General features: G+C 73.4%; 12 protein-coding genes. 3 read left to right on the forward strand and 9 right to left on the reverse strand.

Annotated features, from left to right (window positions below; genetic code table 11):
- Positions 1 to 73: 73 nt before the first annotated feature.
- Entirely contained in the window at positions 74 to 5,044 is a 4,971-nt protein-coding gene (locus tag N542_RS0108265; RefSeq protein ID WP_028643526.1) for a beta strand repeat-containing protein, read from the forward strand.
- Here the strand turns inward: N542_RS0108265 and N542_RS0108270 are convergent.
- From N542_RS0108270 to N542_RS0108280, 3 genes are all read right to left on the reverse strand, one after another.
- Positions 5,031 to 6,503: a DUF7059 domain-containing protein gene (locus N542_RS0108270; protein ID WP_051551500.1), complete on the reverse strand. Its 1,473-nt coding sequence runs from the start codon at positions 6,501 to 6,503 to the stop codon at positions 5,031 to 5,033. The two genes, N542_RS0108265 and N542_RS0108270, sit on opposite strands and share 14 nt — an antisense overlap.
- 86 nt (positions 6,504 to 6,589) lie before the next feature.
- Positions 6,590 to 8,962: a sodium-translocating pyrophosphatase gene (locus N542_RS0108275; protein WP_028643528.1), complete on the reverse strand. Its 2,373-nt coding sequence runs from the start codon at positions 8,960 to 8,962 to the stop codon at positions 6,590 to 6,592.
- Positions 8,963 to 9,146: 184 nt separating this feature from the next.
- On the reverse strand, positions 9,147 to 9,485 hold the full coding sequence (locus tag N542_RS0108280) for an STAS domain-containing protein (RefSeq protein WP_028643529.1): 339 nt from the start codon (positions 9,483 to 9,485) through the stop codon (positions 9,147 to 9,149).
- A 243-nt stretch (positions 9,486 to 9,728) separates the two neighbouring features.
- Here N542_RS0108280 and N542_RS0108285 point away from each other — a divergent pair, with 243 nt between their 5' ends.
- Together N542_RS0108285 and N542_RS0108290 are read left to right on the forward strand one after the other, a co-directional pair.
- Positions 9,729 to 12,056, forward strand: a complete 2,328-nt coding sequence (locus N542_RS0108285) for a DEAD/DEAH box helicase (RefSeq protein WP_028643530.1) — start codon at positions 9,729 to 9,731, stop codon at positions 12,054 to 12,056.
- Positions 12,057 to 12,065: 9 nt separating this feature from the next.
- Positions 12,066 to 12,368, forward strand: a complete 303-nt coding sequence (locus N542_RS0108290; RefSeq protein WP_028643531.1) for a hypothetical protein — start codon at positions 12,066 to 12,068, stop codon at positions 12,366 to 12,368.
- Here N542_RS0108290 and N542_RS0108295 read toward each other — a convergent pair.
- The 6 genes from N542_RS0108295 to N542_RS0108320 form a co-directional block, all read right to left on the reverse strand.
- On the reverse strand, positions 12,362 to 12,724 hold the full coding sequence (locus N542_RS0108295; protein ID WP_028643532.1) for an Rv3654c family TadE-like protein: 363 nt from the start codon (positions 12,722 to 12,724) through the stop codon (positions 12,362 to 12,364). The two genes, N542_RS0108290 and N542_RS0108295, sit on opposite strands and share 7 nt — an antisense overlap.
- On the reverse strand, positions 12,721 to 13,098 hold the full coding sequence (locus tag N542_RS0108300; RefSeq protein ID WP_036506710.1) for a TadE family protein: 378 nt from the start codon (positions 13,096 to 13,098) through the stop codon (positions 12,721 to 12,723). The genes N542_RS0108295 and N542_RS0108300 overlap by 4 nt, the downstream gene beginning before the upstream one ends.
- Positions 13,095 to 13,313 carry a DUF4244 domain-containing protein gene (locus tag N542_RS0108305; RefSeq protein ID WP_028643534.1) on the reverse strand — a complete coding sequence of 73 codons (219 nt, stop codon included), beginning with the start codon at positions 13,311 to 13,313 and terminating at the stop codon, positions 13,095 to 13,097. The genes N542_RS0108300 and N542_RS0108305 overlap by 4 nt, the downstream gene beginning before the upstream one ends.
- Before the next feature lie 171 nt (positions 13,314 to 13,484).
- Complete coding sequence (locus N542_RS0108310) at positions 13,485 to 14,219, reverse strand: type II secretion system F family protein (RefSeq protein WP_028643535.1); 735 nt, start codon at positions 14,217 to 14,219, stop codon at positions 13,485 to 13,487.
- A complete protein-coding gene (locus N542_RS27445) occupies positions 14,216 to 14,992 on the reverse strand; it encodes a type II secretion system F family protein (RefSeq protein WP_036506713.1) in 777 nt (258 codons plus the stop codon). The genes N542_RS0108310 and N542_RS27445 overlap by 4 nt, the downstream gene beginning before the upstream one ends.
- Positions 14,989 to 15,255 (reverse strand): hypothetical protein, encoded by a 267-nt coding sequence (locus tag N542_RS0108320; RefSeq protein ID WP_028643536.1) that lies wholly within the window; start codon positions 15,253 to 15,255, stop codon positions 14,989 to 14,991. The genes N542_RS27445 and N542_RS0108320 overlap by 4 nt, the downstream gene beginning before the upstream one ends.
- Between the last annotated feature and the right edge of the window lie 52 nt (positions 15,256 to 15,307).

Genomic DNA, 15,307 nt, shown 5'->3' on the forward strand with positions numbered 1-15,307 from the left:
CTGTCAGGACGCCGCGCCGATGCGTTCCGCCAGCGAGAATTGCGCCTGACATCAATGCCCCTGGAGGCACCGCATGCCCTCGTCATCCGCCGGCTCGCGCCTGCGCCGTCTCGTCGCGCTCCTCGGTGCCCTCGTGCTCCTGCCGCTGGCGGTGGTCGTGGCCGCCGCGCCCGCGCAGGCCACGCCGAACACCGCGTCCGGGTCGGTGTACGACGCACTCGGCGACCCGCTGACCGGCGTCACCGTGACGGCCCGGCCGGCGCCGGCGTACACCACGAAGGCGGCGACGACCACGACGATCGCCGGCGGTGGCTACTCGCTCCCGCTCTCGGCGGGCACGTACCGGCTCGAGTTCGTGAAGGCCGGCTACCAGACGGCGTTCTACGGCGGGGAGGCCCCCGTCGACGTCGTCGTCGACGGCTCCGGGGACATCGCCGTCGACGGGGAGCCGGTCGAGGACAACGTGCTCGACGACGTGACCCTGACGAGCCAGCTCGAGCACACCCTGACCGGCACCGTCACCAACGGGAGCACCGGGCTGTCCGGCATCGCGGTCGAGATCTTCGCCTTCGGCGACGACGAGACGCCGCTCGACTCAGCCACCACCAACGGCTCCGGCAGCTACAGCCTCACCGTGCCCAGCGGCCGCTACGAGCTCCACTACACCGATCCCACGAGCACCTACCTACCCACGTCGTACGGCGGCGCCACCCCGACCGAGGTCATCGTGGCCGCGAACGGCGGTCTCTCCACCAGCGGGGGCCCGATCGCCTGCACGAGCCTGTGCGCGGTCACGCTGACCAAGCCGGCCGTGGATCAGGAGTTCCCCATCGCGGGCCAGGTCGTCGACGCGGGCGGCGACCCCGTCGGCGCGGTCCACGTCGCCGTGACCCCCGTCGGCGCGAGCAGCGACTCGGGTGCCGACGACACGACGACCGCCGGCGAGCAGCTCGGCGTCTACAGCGCCTCGGTCCTGCCCGGCACCTACCGGGTCAGCTTCTCCAAGACCGGCTGGGTCTCCACCAGGTACGGCGGTCAGGCCAGCCCGTCGACCGTCACCGTGTCCGCGACCGGCATCCTCTCCGTCGCGCCGACCGAGGACCTGTCGGGCAACCGGCTCAACGACGTCGCGCTCGCGAGCCAGCCCTTCGCCGTGTCCGGCGACGTCCACGCGGCCGGCACCGGCAACCCGATCGAGGGGATCACGGTGCGCGCGCTGCCCCGCGACTCCACCGACCCGGCAACGGTCGTCGACACCGACACGACCAGCGCCGCCGGCACCTTCACGCTGGCCCTCCCGGTCGGCGCCTACGACCTCGAGTACACCGACAACGACACCGACGCCCCGACCTACACGTCGACCACGGTGCCGGACGTCCGGGTCGCCCAGGGAGGCACGCTGTACGTCGCCGGGGACGAGGTCGCCGGTCTCGCGGTCGTCACCCTCGACGTCTCCAGCGCGGACACGCCGCACCCGGTGTCCGGGTCGGTCGTCGACGCCAACGGCGCCGACATCGACGGCCTGTCCGTCGCTGCCGTGCCCGTCGGTGCCGGCACGGGCGACGAGGACGAGACCGGGGCCGACGGCGTGCTCGGCGACCATGGCCGCTACCGCCTGCTGCTGAAGCCCGGCGCGTACAACATCACCATCGAGGGCGGCTCGGCCTGGCAGGACACGACGTACCCCGGCGGCGACGCCCCGACGGCGCTGGTCAGCGTCCAGCTGAACGGCAGCGTGCTCGTGAACGGCGCCGAGATGGTCACCGGCGACCTCGGCGAGACGGTGGCCGCAGGCAAGGTCGAGTACCCGCTCAGTGGCACCGTGACCGACGGGACCACCGGCCTTCCGGGGATCACCGTCACGGCGTACGCACCCGACGACCTCGTGACCCCCCTCGCCACCACGACGAGCAGCGGCGCCGCTGGCGCCTGGTCGCTGGCCAGCCCCGAGGGCCTGGTGGTCGGCTCGTACGTCGTCCAGCTCTCCGGGACCTCCGGCGGCACGACGTACGACAGGACCTACGTCGGCGGCAGCACCCCGAGCTCGATCGAGATGGCCCAGGGCGGCGTCGCGAAGGTGAACGGGTCGCCGGTCACGGACAACGCTCTGCTCCCCGTCGTCCTCGTCCCGTCGTCCGCCGACCAGCCGCATCCGGTCCTCGGCGAGGTCGTCGACGCCAACGGCGACCCGATCGACGGAGTGATGGTGACCGGCCTCCCGCAGGGCGGTCACGGCGCCCAGGCCACGAGCCACACCGGCGCGGACGGCGAGCTCGGCGACCACGGCCGCTACCGGCTGCCGCTGAAGGCGGGCACCTACCGCATCGCCTTCTCGCTCACCGGCTTCAGCGCGACCACCTACCCGGGAGGGGACCTGACCCCGGTCGACGTCGTCGTCGAGCTGGACGGCACGGTCCGGGTGGCCGGCGCCGCCGTGCCGGGCGGCGAGCTCGGTGACGTCGAGCTCTCCGACTCCAGCGGCACCACCACCATCTCGGGTCGGGTCACCAGCGAGGGCAGCGGCGTCGGCGGGATCGTGGTCGAGGTCTTCCCCGAGGGTGGACAGCTCACCGACGCGACCCGTGTCGGGCAGGCCACCACGCCGGCCGACGGCACGTGGTCGGTCGGCAGTCTCACGATCGGCGAGTACACGGTCCGCTTCACCGACAACGGCGTCAGCGACCCGGTCTACAACCAGACCTTCTACGGCGGCAGCGACCTGGCGTCGTCGACCCCGGTCAAGGTGGGGCAGGGCGACCAGGTGTCGGTGAGCGAGGTCCCGAAGCCCGGCGGCGCACTGGGCGACACCGCGACGACGGTGGCGACCAGCGACACCACGTACGCCGTCGTCGGCGAGCTGGACGACGAAGCCGGTGACCCCATCGACGGCGCCACCGTGACCGCCGTCCCGCAGAGCCCGACGCCGCTCGCCAACCAGGCCACCGACACGAGCGGCGCCGACGGTGAGCTGGGCGACCACGGCCGCTACCGGCTGGCCCTGAAGCCCGGGACGTACCACCTCACGTACACGGCTCCCGGCTTCACCGGCGCCACCTACCCGGGCGCGGGCGAGACGGTCGTCCCGGTGACGGTCGCGATCGGCGGCGCCATCACGCCCGACGCGCTCGAGCCGATGACGCTCGCGCAGGCCACGGGGACCACGGCACTGTCCGGCCGGGTCACCTCCGCGGGAGCCGGCGTCAACGGGATCACCGTCGACGTCCTCCCCGAGGACGACACGACCGCGGCTCCGGTCAAGACGGTCACGACGAGCACGGTGTCCGGCGCGGCCGGCAGCTGGTCCGCGAGCGGGCTCAAGATCGGCGTCTACACGATCCGCTTCACCGACAACGTGCCGGCACTCCCGAACTACATCCAGACCTTCCTCGGCGGCGCCGACCTCGCGTCGTCCACGCCCGTCAAGGTCGGTCAGGGCAGCAGCGTCACGATCGACGGCGTGCCGCAGCCGGGCGGCGCGCTGGGCAGCACCGTCATCGCCGCGGAGACCGTCGAGACGACGTACCCGTTGCTGGGTGACGTGACCGACCCCAATGGCGACCCCCTCCCGGAGGTCACGGTGACGGCGGTGCCGAAGGCCGGCGGTGCCCTCACCGACACCGCCTCCACCGACACCGACGGGGCCTACGCCCTGCACCTGCGGGCCGGGACCTACGAGATCGAGTTCAGCAGGACGGGGTACACGACCGGCTACTACCTGAACGCCGACGACGCGCGCGCCCAGGTCGTCGTCACCTCGAGCGGCGCGACCATCAGCGAGGACCCGGTCCCCGACCGCACCCTGGACTCCTTCACGCTGCGCAGCCCGGCGAAGCACCCGCTGACCGGCCGCGTGCTGGGCGCCGGATCCCCGCTGACCGGCATCACCGTGCGAGCGGTCCCGGAGGACACGACGCTCGCGACCGTGACCACCACGTCCGCGGGCGGCGGCACGTTCACGCTGCAGCTCCCGGTCGGCACCTACCGGATCGAGTACGTCGGCCGCACCATCGGCAGCGCCACCTGGGACGGCACGTTCTACGGCGGCAGCGAGAGCCCCTCGTCCGTCAAGGTCGCGACGGGCGGCAGCATCACCGTCGTCGACGGTGCCGACGTCACCTCCGGCCTGGCCGACGTGACCCTGCAGAAGTCGACCGGGACGTACCTGATCCGGGGGTCCGTCAGCGACGAGGCCGGCGACCCGCTCGCCGGCGCGACGGTGAGGGCGTTCAAGGCCGGCACCACCACCCTGGCCGGCACCGCCACGACCGAGGTCGACGGCGAGTACGCGGTCGAGGTGCCGGTCGGCAAGTATTCCCTGCGCTTCGAGAAGGCCGGCAAGGCCACGACCTGGCTCACCAACGCCAGCTCCGACACCGGGGCCCACGCGATCGTCACGGTGGCACCCGGCGGCGCGCTCACGGCCCCCGGGGTCGAGGTCGAGGCAGGCGTCCTGGAGGACGTCCAGCTGCTGCTGAGCGCGGCGACCTTCAAGACGCTGCCCCGGCTGACCGGCGCGGCCGTCGTGGGCAGGACGGTCACGGCGAAGTTCGGGGCCTTCAACGGACCCACGCTCGACCAGGACCTGGTGACGGTGGAGTGGTTCCTCGACGGGAGGCCGGCCGACGACTTCTCCGACGGCGACTACTTCCAGAAGTTCCTGGTGACCGCCGCGGCGGCGACCAAGAGGCTCAGCTTCCGACTCACCATCGAGTACCCGAACGACCCGGGCGGCCTGCACGCCGCGACCGTCTTCACCAGCAAGGCGGTGACGGTGCCCAAGGCCACCGCGACGGTGAAGGGCACCTACCAGCGGAAGAAGCTCACCGTCACCGTCAAGGTGCCGACCCTGAAGGGGCCCACCGGCACCGTGGTCGTCAAGGACGGCAAGAGGAAGGTCGCCACGATCAAGCTCAAGGCCAAGAACAAGGGCAAGGTGGTCGTGAGGCTCAAGCTCAAGCGCGGCAAGCACAAGCTCACGCTGACCTACTCGGGCACCACGACCGTCAAGGCCGCGAAGGCGACCGTCAAGGTCAAGGTCCGGTAGTCAGGAACCCCTCGGCGACGAGCTCACGCACGGCCGGGAGGTAGGTCGTCTCGGTCTGCGCGGGGTCGAGGTCGAGCAGGTCGGCCAGCGCACCGAGGATCTGGCCGACCGAGAGCTCGCCGTCGCAGGCGCCGACCAGGGCCGCCTCGACGGTGTCGGCCTGCCGCGCGCGGCGCAGCCCGCGCTGCTGGCGCAGCACGACGGCCTCGGGGTCGGCCGCGCCGGGCGCACCGACGGTCTCCTGCTGGATGTCGGTGCGCACGACGAGGCGGGAGTCCAGGCCGACCGTGACGTCACCGGCGCTCGCCCAGGCGTGCAGCGCGGGCGCGATCGGCTGCTCGACGTCGTACGGCCACTCGAGCAGCTCGCGCCTCGGCTGCGCGGCGCCCGAGCGGCGCAGGTTGATCCAGCCGAAGCCCACCGCCTCGATGCCCTGCTGCTCGAACCAGGAGACCCAGGTGTCGTAGCGGGTCGCGTAGTCGGGACCACCGTGCTGGCCGGCGTCCTTGAGCCAGAGCTCGACGTACGACGCCGGGTCGACGACCTCGCGCTGGACGACGTAGAGGTCGCACTCGGGATCGGCCCAGGAGGCCAGCCGGTCCTGCCAGTCCTGGCCGGTCGGGATCACCCAGTTGGCCAGGACCTGGCACCAGCCACCCTCGGTGAGGTGGTCCGGGGCCGTCCGGACGATGTGCTCGACCACCCGGTCCCCGGGTAGGCCGGAGTCGCGGTAGACCAGGCGCTCGCCGGTCGCCGGGGAGATGACGAACGGCGGGTTGGTGGAGATCAGGTCGAAGCGCTCGCCCGCCACCGGCTCGAAGAACGAGCCGGCGCGTACGTCGACCGGCGTGCGGACGTCGTTGAGCGTCACGTTGAAGCGGGCCAGCCGCAGCGCGCGCTCGTTGACGTCGGTGGCCACCACGGCCGTGCTGTGGCCCGCGAGGTGCAGGGCCTGGACGCCGCAGCCGGTGCCGAGGTCGAGCGAGCGGCCGACGGGCTCGCGGATCGTGAGCTGGGCCAGGGACGTCGAGGCGGAGCTGATCCCGAGGACATGGTCGGGCCCGACCAGGTTGGGCCCGCCGTCGAGGCCCGGCGTGAGGTCGCTGACGACCCACAGGCTGTCGCCGTCGGCGGCGTACGGGCGCACGTCGAGGCGGGCCGCGACCTCGCCGACGGACCGCTCGACGAAGCCCTCGACGGCGAGCCGGTCGACCAGGCCGGGCAGCGCCCGCTCGGCCGCGTCGAGGTCGACCACGCTCTGCAGCAGGAAGAGCCGGGTCAGGGTCTCCAGGGGGCTGCCACCCGTCGTACGCCGCAGCGCGGGCGTCGTCTCGTTGCGCGCCAGCGCGTCATGGGCGGCGGGACCGAGCAGGTCGGCCACCCGGTCGTAGGTGAAGTCGGCGGCGACCAGGGCCGCACGCAGCCGGTGCGGGAGGGACACGGGCAGGTCGTCAGTCACACCGCGAAGCCTAGGGCCCCGGCAGACAGCGACCCGCCCGCTCCCGGCGATCGTGCTGTCGGGAGCGGGCGGGTCGACGCGTGGTGCTACGGCTGGTTCGGCGTCCCGAACTGCTGGGTCGGAGCCGGGTAGTCCGGCGGCGGGGGCGGAGCGTCCGCCGCGGGCGGAGGAGGCGGCGGCGCCGGTGTCCCGGAGTCGTCGTCGCCGAGCGTGACCTCGCGCTGCTTGGAGACGTAGACCGCGACCGCGATGATCGCGACCGCCACCAGGGCGATGGCGATCCGGGCGGCGTCGTGCTGGTCGTCGCCGACGCTCATCGAGACGACGGCGCTGGCGATCAGCAGCGAGACCAGGTTCATCACCTTGATCAGCGGGTTGATCGCCGGACCGGCGGTGTCCTTGAACGGGTCGCCGACGGTGTCGCCGATGATCGTCGCCTCGTGGGCGGGCGAGCCCTTGCCACCGTGGTTGCCGTCCTCGACGAGCTTCTTGGCGTTGTCCCACGCGCCACCGGAGTTGGCCAGGAAGACGGCCATCAGGGTCCCGGTGCCGATCGCGCCGGCCAGGAAGCCGGCGAGGGCCGTCGCGCCGAGGCCGAAGCCGACGGCGATCGGGGCCAGGACCGCCAGGATGCCGGGCGTCACGAGCTCGCGCAGCGAGTCCTTGGTGACGATGTCGACGACCTTGCCGTACTCCGGACGACCGGTGCCCTCCATGATCCCGGGGATCTCGCGGAACTGGCGGCGGACCTCGTAGACCACCGCGCCGGCGGCGCGGGCGACGGCGTTGATCGCCAGGCCGGAGAAGAGGAAGACCACGGCCGCACCGAGGAGCACGCCGACCAGGACCGCCGGGTTGAACACCTGGAAGTCGAGCAGGTTCCTCTCGTCGACGGTGGGGTTGGCGTCACGCATGGAGTCGAAGACCGACGTCGCGTAGGAGCCGAAGAGCGCCGTGGCGGCGAGCACGGCCGTCGCGATGGCGATGCCCTTGGTGATGGCCTTGGTGGTGTTGCCGACGGCGTCGAGCTCGGTGAGGATCTGGGCCCCCTCAGGGCTCACGTCGCCCGACATCTCGGCGATGCCCTGCGCGTTGTCGGAGACCGGTCCGAAGGTGTCCATCGCGACGATCACGCCGACGGTCGTCAGCAGGCCACAGCCCGCGAGCGCCACCGCGAAGAGCGACACCGTCAGCGCGGCACCACCGAGCAGGTAGGCGCCGAACACGGCGGCCCCGATGACGAAGGTCGTGTAGACGGCCGACTCGAAGCCGACCGAGAGCCCCGAGAGGATCACGGTGGCCGCGCCGGTCAACGACGTCTTGCCGACGTCCTTGACCGGGCGGTACTCGGTGCCGGTGTAGTAGCCGGTGAGCGCCAGGATGCCGGCCGACATCACGATGCCGATCACCACGGCGGTGGCCGCGATGAAGCGGGGGTCGCCGTCGTAGCCGGCGTAGCGGAGGCCGAAGTCGCTGAAGCTGCTCGGCAGGTAGACGAAGGACAGGACCACGCAGGCCACGGCCGCGATGCCCGAGGACAGGTAGAACGACCGGTTGATGGTCGTGAGCCCGTTCTCGCCGGCCTTCGGGTTGGTCAGGTAGACGCCCGCGACGGCGGTCAGGGCGCCGATGGCCGGGATCAGCAGCGGGAAGACGAGTCCCTTGTCGCCGAAGACCTGCGAGCCCAGGATCAGGGCCGCGACCAGGGTGACGGCGTACGACTCGAAGAGGTCGGCGGCCATGCCGGCGCAGTCACCCACGTTGTCGCCGACGTTGTCGGCGATGGTCGCCGCGTTGCGCGGGTCGTCCTCGGGGATGCCCTGCTCGACCTTGCCGACCAGGTCGGCGCCGACGTCGGCGGCCTTGGTGAAGATGCCGCCGCCCACCCGCATGAACATGGCGAGCAGCGCGGCTCCGAAGCCGAAGCCCTCGAGGACGTTGGGAGCCTTGTCCTGGAAGACCAGCACCACGATGCTCGCGCCCAGCAGGCCGAGGCCGACCGTGAGCATGCCGACCATCGCACCGGTCCGCAGACCGATCCGCATGGCGGGCTCACGGCCCTCGGTGTTGGCGGCGGCCGCGACGCGCAGGTTGGCGCGCACGGCGAGGTTCATGCCGAGGTAGCCCACCGTGGCCGAGAACCCGGCGCCGACCAGGAAGAAGACGGATCTGAAGACCCGGACCGTGGCGTCGTCGGCCGGGAGGGCCAGCAGCGCGAAGAAGGCGACCGCCGCGAAGATCGCGAGCGTCCGGAACTGTCGCGTCAGGTAGGCGTTCGCACCTTCCTGGACGGCCTGGGCGATGGTCTTCATGTTGTCGGTGCCTTCACGGGCGGCAAGCACTTCCTGGCGGAACATCGCTGCCATCGCGAGCGCGCCCAGCGCGATCAGTGCGACGACGATGACCAGGACGAGATTGCCCCCGGAGACTTCCACGACAGCGGGACTGATCCCCGTCATGCGGTTCCTCCTGAACGTGGTGCTGGAGTGATGCAGATCTCACAGGACGCGCCGGAGTCTACGCAGGGTGGTGCCCGGAATCGCACCGGGATGTGATGTGGAACACACGGCGAGTCGCGCACGTCCCGAAATGACGACCACCCCGTCGTCCGAGGACGACGGGGTGGGAGGTCGGTGCGGCCGGTCAGCTCCCGGCGAGCGCCGCCTCGGCGGAGTCGTGGATGACGAAGACCTTCGCCAGGCCGGTGATCCGGAAGATCTTGAGCAGCCGGTCCTGGTTGCAGACCAGCTCGAGCGAGCCGTCGTTGGCGCGGACCTTCTTCAGGCCGCCGACCAGGACACCGAGCCCGGTGGAGTCGAGGAACTCGACCTCCTCCATGTCGATCACGATGTCGTACGTGCCGGCAGCGACGAGCTCGGTGATCTTGTCGCGCAGCTTGGGAGCCGTGTAGACGTCGATCTCGCCACCGACGGCAACGATGGTCTTCCCACCGGCGTCGCGCGTCGTCAGGGTCAGGTCCACCACTAGTCTCCCGGTGCAGTTCGTTCGGTTGGCCGGTCCGCTGCGAATCATCCCCCGGCGTCCGGCCTGGACAATGAAACCACGCTCCAGCGTTCCCGCGCACAAACTAGGCCACAACCCCGAGACGAGCACCACCCGGGAGGGTGGGGCGGCGCGTGACGCGGCCGGTGCGAGCGTGCGGTGGTGGGCGGTGGCCGGCGGTGGCGATCACCGGTTGTCGGCGGCCTCGGCGAGAATGGGGGCGTGACCACGACCTCGCGATCGCCGTCGGTCGACCTGGGGCACCTGGTCGAGCGGCTGGCCTCGGTGCCCGGGCGCGACGGTCGGCTGCGGCACCTCGAGATGCTGCCGCCGCGGGCCGCGCGCGAGGCCGACTGGCCGACCTGGGCGGCACCCGAGGTCGTCGCGGCCTTCCGGGCTCGCGGGGTGGGACAGCTCTGGCAGCACCAGGCGACGGCCGCCGCGGCGGCGTACGAGGGTCGGCACGTCGTGCTCGCGACCGGGACCGCCTCGGGCAAGAGCCTCGGCTACCAGCTGCCGGCACTCACGACCATCCGCGAGTCGCGGGGCTCCCGGGGGCAGCGTGGCGCGGGGGTCCTCTACCTCGCCCCGACCAAGGCGCTCGCCCAGGACCAGCTCGCCAGCATCACCGCGCTCGGGCTCGACGTGCGCGCCACGACCCATGACGGCGACAGCAGCTGGGAGCAGCGCGACTGGGCCCGGGACCACGGCGAGTACCTCCTCACCAACCCCGACATGCTGCACCGGTCGCTGCTGCCGGGGCACCAGCGGTGGTCGGACTTCCTCGGCTCCGTGCGCTACGTCGTGGTCGACGAGTGCCACCACTACCGCGGTGTCTTCGGCGCCCACGTCGCGCAGGTGCTGCGCCGCCTGCGCCGGGTCTGCGCGTCGTACGGCGCGACGCCGACGTTCGTGCTCGCCTCGGCGACGGTGGCGGAGCCGGAGGTCGCCGCCGCGCGGCTGACCGGGCTCGACGTCCTCGCCGTCACCGACGACGCCTCACCCCGCGGACGGGTCGCGCTCGCGCTGTGGGAGCCGCCGTTCACGTCGTACGCCGGGGAGAACGGCGCACCCGTGCGCCGCGCCGCCTCCTCGGAGACCGCCGACCTCCTGGCCGACCTGGTGAGCTCGGACGTCCGCACCCTCGCCTTCGTGCGCTCGCGGCGCGGCGCCGAGCAGGTCGCCGTCACCGCCGCAGAGCTGCTCGCCGACGTCGACCCCTCGCTACCGGGACGGGTCGCCGCCTACCGGGGCGGCTACCTGCCGGAGGAGCGTCGAGCGCTCGAGGACGCGCTGCGCAGCGGCGAGCTGATCGGGCTCGCCGCGACCAACGCGCTGGAGCTGGGCATCGACATCAGCGGGCTCGACGCGGTCCTGATGGCCGGCTTCCCCGGCACCCGCGCTGCCCTGTGGCAGCAGCTCGGCCGGGCGGGGCGCGGGTCCCGGGACGCCCTCGGCGTGCTCGTCGCCCGGGACGACCCGCTCGACACCTACCTGGTCACCCACCCGGAGGCGCTGCTCGGCCGGCCGGTGGAGGCGAACGTCTTCGACCCGGCCAACCCCTACGTGCTGGGCCCGCAGCTGTGCGCTGCTGCGCAGGAGCTGCCGCTGACCGAGGCCGACCTGGCGCTCTTCGGGCCGACCGCCCGCGAGGTGGTCGACGCGCTGACCGAGGGCGGCCTGCTGCGCCGTCGACCCCGCGGCTGGTTCTGGACCGACCGGCGGCGGGCGAGCGACCTGGCCGACATCCGCTCGACCGGCGGCGACCCGGTGCAGCTCGTGGAGGCCGAGACCGGGCGCGTGGTGGGGACGGTCGACTCCTCGAGCTCCCACTCGACCGCCCACCCCGGCGCCGTCTACGTGCACCGGGGCGAGACCTGGCTGGTGCACTCGCTGGACCTCGAGGAGCACGTCGCGGTGATCGGCCGCGCCGAGCCCGCCTACTCGACCACCGCCCGCGAGCGCACCGACATCGCGATCGTCGACGAGCGGGAGCACGAGCGCTGGGGCGCGTGCCGGCTGTCCTTCGGGACGGTCGACGTGACCCACCAGGTCGTCGCCTTCCTGCGCCGCCGCCAGCCGGGTGGCGAGGTGCTCGGCGAGGAGCCGCTCGACCTCCCCGAGCGCTCGCTGCGGACCGCAGCGGTGTGGTGGACCGTGCCCCAGCACGCCCTGGCCGAGTCGGGGATCGACGTGCGCGACCTCCCCGGAGCGGCGCACGCCGCCGAGCACTGCTCGATCGGGCTGCTGCCGTTGTTCGCGACCTGCGACCGCTGGGACATCGGCGGCGTCTCGACCGCCCTGCACCCGGACACCGGTCAGCTGACGGTCTTCGTCTACGACGGGCATCCCGGCGGCGCCGGCTTCGCCGAGCGCGGCTACCGCTCGGCGCGCGCCTGGCTCGGCGCGACCCGCGACGCCATCCTCGCCTGCACCTGCGAGGAGGGCTGCCCCTCCTGCATCCAGTCGCCCAAGTGCGGCAACCAGAACAACCCGCTGGACAAGACCGGCGCCGCCGCGCTGCTCGACCTGCTGCTTCACGACGGATAGCCTCCGCGCATGATCATCGGTCTTGCGCTCATCGTGCTCGGTGCCCTCGCAGTGGTGGCGGCGGTGTTCACGGCCGACGGCACCAACGTCGAGCTGCTCGGCGTCGACGTCACCGCCCTCGGGCTGTACCTCGCCGGGCTCGGCAGCGGGCTCGCCATCCTGTGGGGCTTCGGCCTCACCAAGTGGGGCACCAAGCGGAGCCTGCGCCAGCGCCGGGAGAACAAGCAGCTCAACGAGCTGTCCGAGAAGCTGGACGAGCGTGACGCCGAGCGGCGCAGTGACGACGACACGAGCAACGACCGCAGCTACTGACCCGGCGGTGCCCCGCGCACCGGCCCGGCCCGCGCCTCGGCGGCGAGGTCCCCGGTCTGGCCCAGCCATCGCGGTCCGCTCACCTCGACCCGGAGCCGCACCTCGCGTCCGGACATCGCGCAGCTGATGACCGCGGCGCCGTTGGCGTCGGCGATCCGGGCGCCCGCGACGCAGCCCTGCTGACCGCGCGCCAGGGCCTGGGCAGCGGCGAGCGCGGCCAGGTCGGCCGCTGACTGCGCCCGACGCTGGGCGTGGACCATCGCCGTCACGACGCCCAGTGCGGCCGCGAGCAGCACCAGGAGGCCCAGGCAGGCGATCGCGAACGGCGTCGCCGAGCCGCGCTGGTCGCGGGTCATCGGCTGTCACCGTCCTCGGTCGCGGCCACCGCCTCGGCGGAGAACCGGGCGAACGGCAGGTCGAACAGCCCTCCTGGTCCGGCCACGCGTCCGACGACGACCGCCCGGACCTCACCGCCGGTGTCCTGCACGCTCACCTCGCTGCCCGGTGGGGCGACCCGCTCGCCGCGTGCGACCGCAGCACCGGTGGCATCACCTCGGGCCACGGCGCGCGCGGTCTCGCGGGCCGCATCCACCGCACGCACCTGGGCCAGTCCGACGGCCAGCAGCCAGACCAGCCCGATCGTCACCGCGATCAGCAGCGGCAGCGTCATCGCCAGCTCGGCCGTCGCCGCACCGCGCTGGTCGCCGCCGCGAGCGGGTCGACGCCTCATCCGATGCCCAGGAGCCCGAGGACGTGGTCGAAGAGCGTCTTGAGCAGCTGGTCACCGAAGCCGCCGGTAAGCAGCTTGTAGAGCAGGCCCGCGAGGCCGGCACCGGCCGCCGTGCCGACGGCGTACTCGGCCGTGGTGATGCCGCGCTCGCCGCGGGCGGTCCGCCGGGGTCGGCGAGCGTGGGTGCGGAGCTGGACGGGACGTGAGTGCGACATGGAATCTCCTGGTGGTGCTGGGATCTGGTGGTCTGCGGCCCGCCCGGTGCGGCCCGCCGGATCCGACGATGCGGGACCGGGGGGACATCGCGCAGGCGCCGGTGCTCCGACTGTGGACGGACCGGTCGGAGACCCGCCGGTGGACGATTGGTGGCCCGGAGCCGGTCGCCGTCACAGGTCCAGAGAGGTGAGCAGCGCGACGACCAGCGGCACGATGCCGATCAGCACGAACGCCGGGAGCAGGCACAGGCCGAGCGGTACGGCGGCCTGCACCCCGACGGCACGCGCGCGCTCCTCGCTCTCGGCCCGACCGGCCCGGGCCAGCTCGTCGGCGAGCCGCTCCACCGCGGTCACGACCGGCGCACCCGTCGCGTGCGCCCGGGCCAGGGTGCGGCCGAGACCGACGAGCCCGGGCTCGTCGGCCAAGGACGACCACACCTCGGCCGGATCGAGCCCCAGCGAGAGTCGGGCGGCGATGCCGGCCAGGCGGTCGGTCGCCGGACCGGGCAGCGCGCGGCACACCTGGTCGATGGCCTCGGCCGGCGCCGCCCCGGCGCGCAGGGCGGCGGCGAGGAGCGCGACGACGTGCGGCAGGTCCCTGGCCACGGCTCGTCGACGGGCCCGGACGGCGGCCGGCTCGGCCCGGCCGATCACGACCCAGGCCACGACCGCTCCCACCACACCTACCGGGAGCCCCATCGGGCCGGACACGAACAGCAGGGCCGCGAGCCCGGCCAGCCCGGACCACACCATCCGGTGCCGGTGCAGCCAGCCGGGCCCGGCGTCGGCATCGGGGGCCGCGGTCGTCGGCGCGGACGCGGTGGGCAGGTGGGCCGAGGGGCGCACCAGCAGCGCGGTGGCGGCGGCCGCCAGCAGCACCACCAGCACCGCCGACGACGAGGTCACGCGACGTCCTCGGCACCGCGGGCGATCGCCTCGATCCACCACAGGCCGGCGAGCCCGAAGGCCAGGCCGAGGGCCAGGCAGGCCAGCCCCGACGCAGTGCCGAGCAGGAAGCCCCACGGGTCGCCGCCGGCGCCCGAGCCCATCACCAGGGAGAGCACCGGGAGGCCGGCGACCAACCGTGCCGTGGCCCGGGCCGACGCCAGCTCGCCGGCGACGACGCGGCGGGTGCCGGCGGCGGCGCGCAGGGACTCGGCGACCCGGTCGATCGTGGACGCGAGGCCCTGACCGGTGCGGTGGGCCACCTGCCAGGCGGCAGCCACGACGCGGAGGTCGGAGGCCCCGTCGAGCTCTGCCGCCAGCTCGCGCATCGCGGTCGGGACGTCCGAGCCGACCCGGAAGGCGGCCGCCACCGGAGCCAACGGCGACCAGGCCGCGGCGGCGTGGTCGAGGCAGGCCCCCGGCGCCTGGCCGGAGGCGAGCTCGCTGGCCATCACCTCACAGGTCTCCAGGACCCGGACCGAGACCGCCGCCGCCGCCCTGCGCCGGCGTTGCTTGCGCACCAGCGCCACGCCGGCCGCCGAGGCACCGGCCACCACCAGGAGCAGCACGCCGGCGCCCGGCGCGACCACGGCCGCGACAACCCCGGGGGCGACCACCACCGACCACCATGACCCGGGTGCCGGGCCGCTGCGGCCCGGGGGTCGTGGTGGCGGCCGCACCAAGAGCGCCATCGCCGCCGCAGCCGCCGCGGCGGCCAGCACCACGGCGCTCATGCCGTCGCTCGGATCCGCTCCGCCAACCGGCCGGCAGCGGGCCCTGCGCTCGGCCGACCCTCGCGGTCCACCTCCAGGGCGGGGGTCATGGTGACCAGGCCGTCGGCACCACGGGTCGGGACCGCGACCTGGCGCAGGCGGCGTACGCCGTCGGCGTCGCGGGTCAGGTGGAGGACCACGTCGACGGCCGAGGCGAGCTGGCTGTGAGCGGCCTCGCGGCCGAGGCCTGCGGCGAGGGACAGCGCCTCGACCCGAGCGGGCACGTCGACGGCGGAGTTGGCGTGCAGCGTGCCGCACCCGCCTGTGGCCTACGGC

Source organism: Nocardioides sp. URHA0020, assembly GCF_000620705.1.
In the GTDB taxonomy this organism is placed as follows: Bacteria; Actinomycetota; Actinomycetes; order Propionibacteriales; family Nocardioidaceae; genus Nocardioides.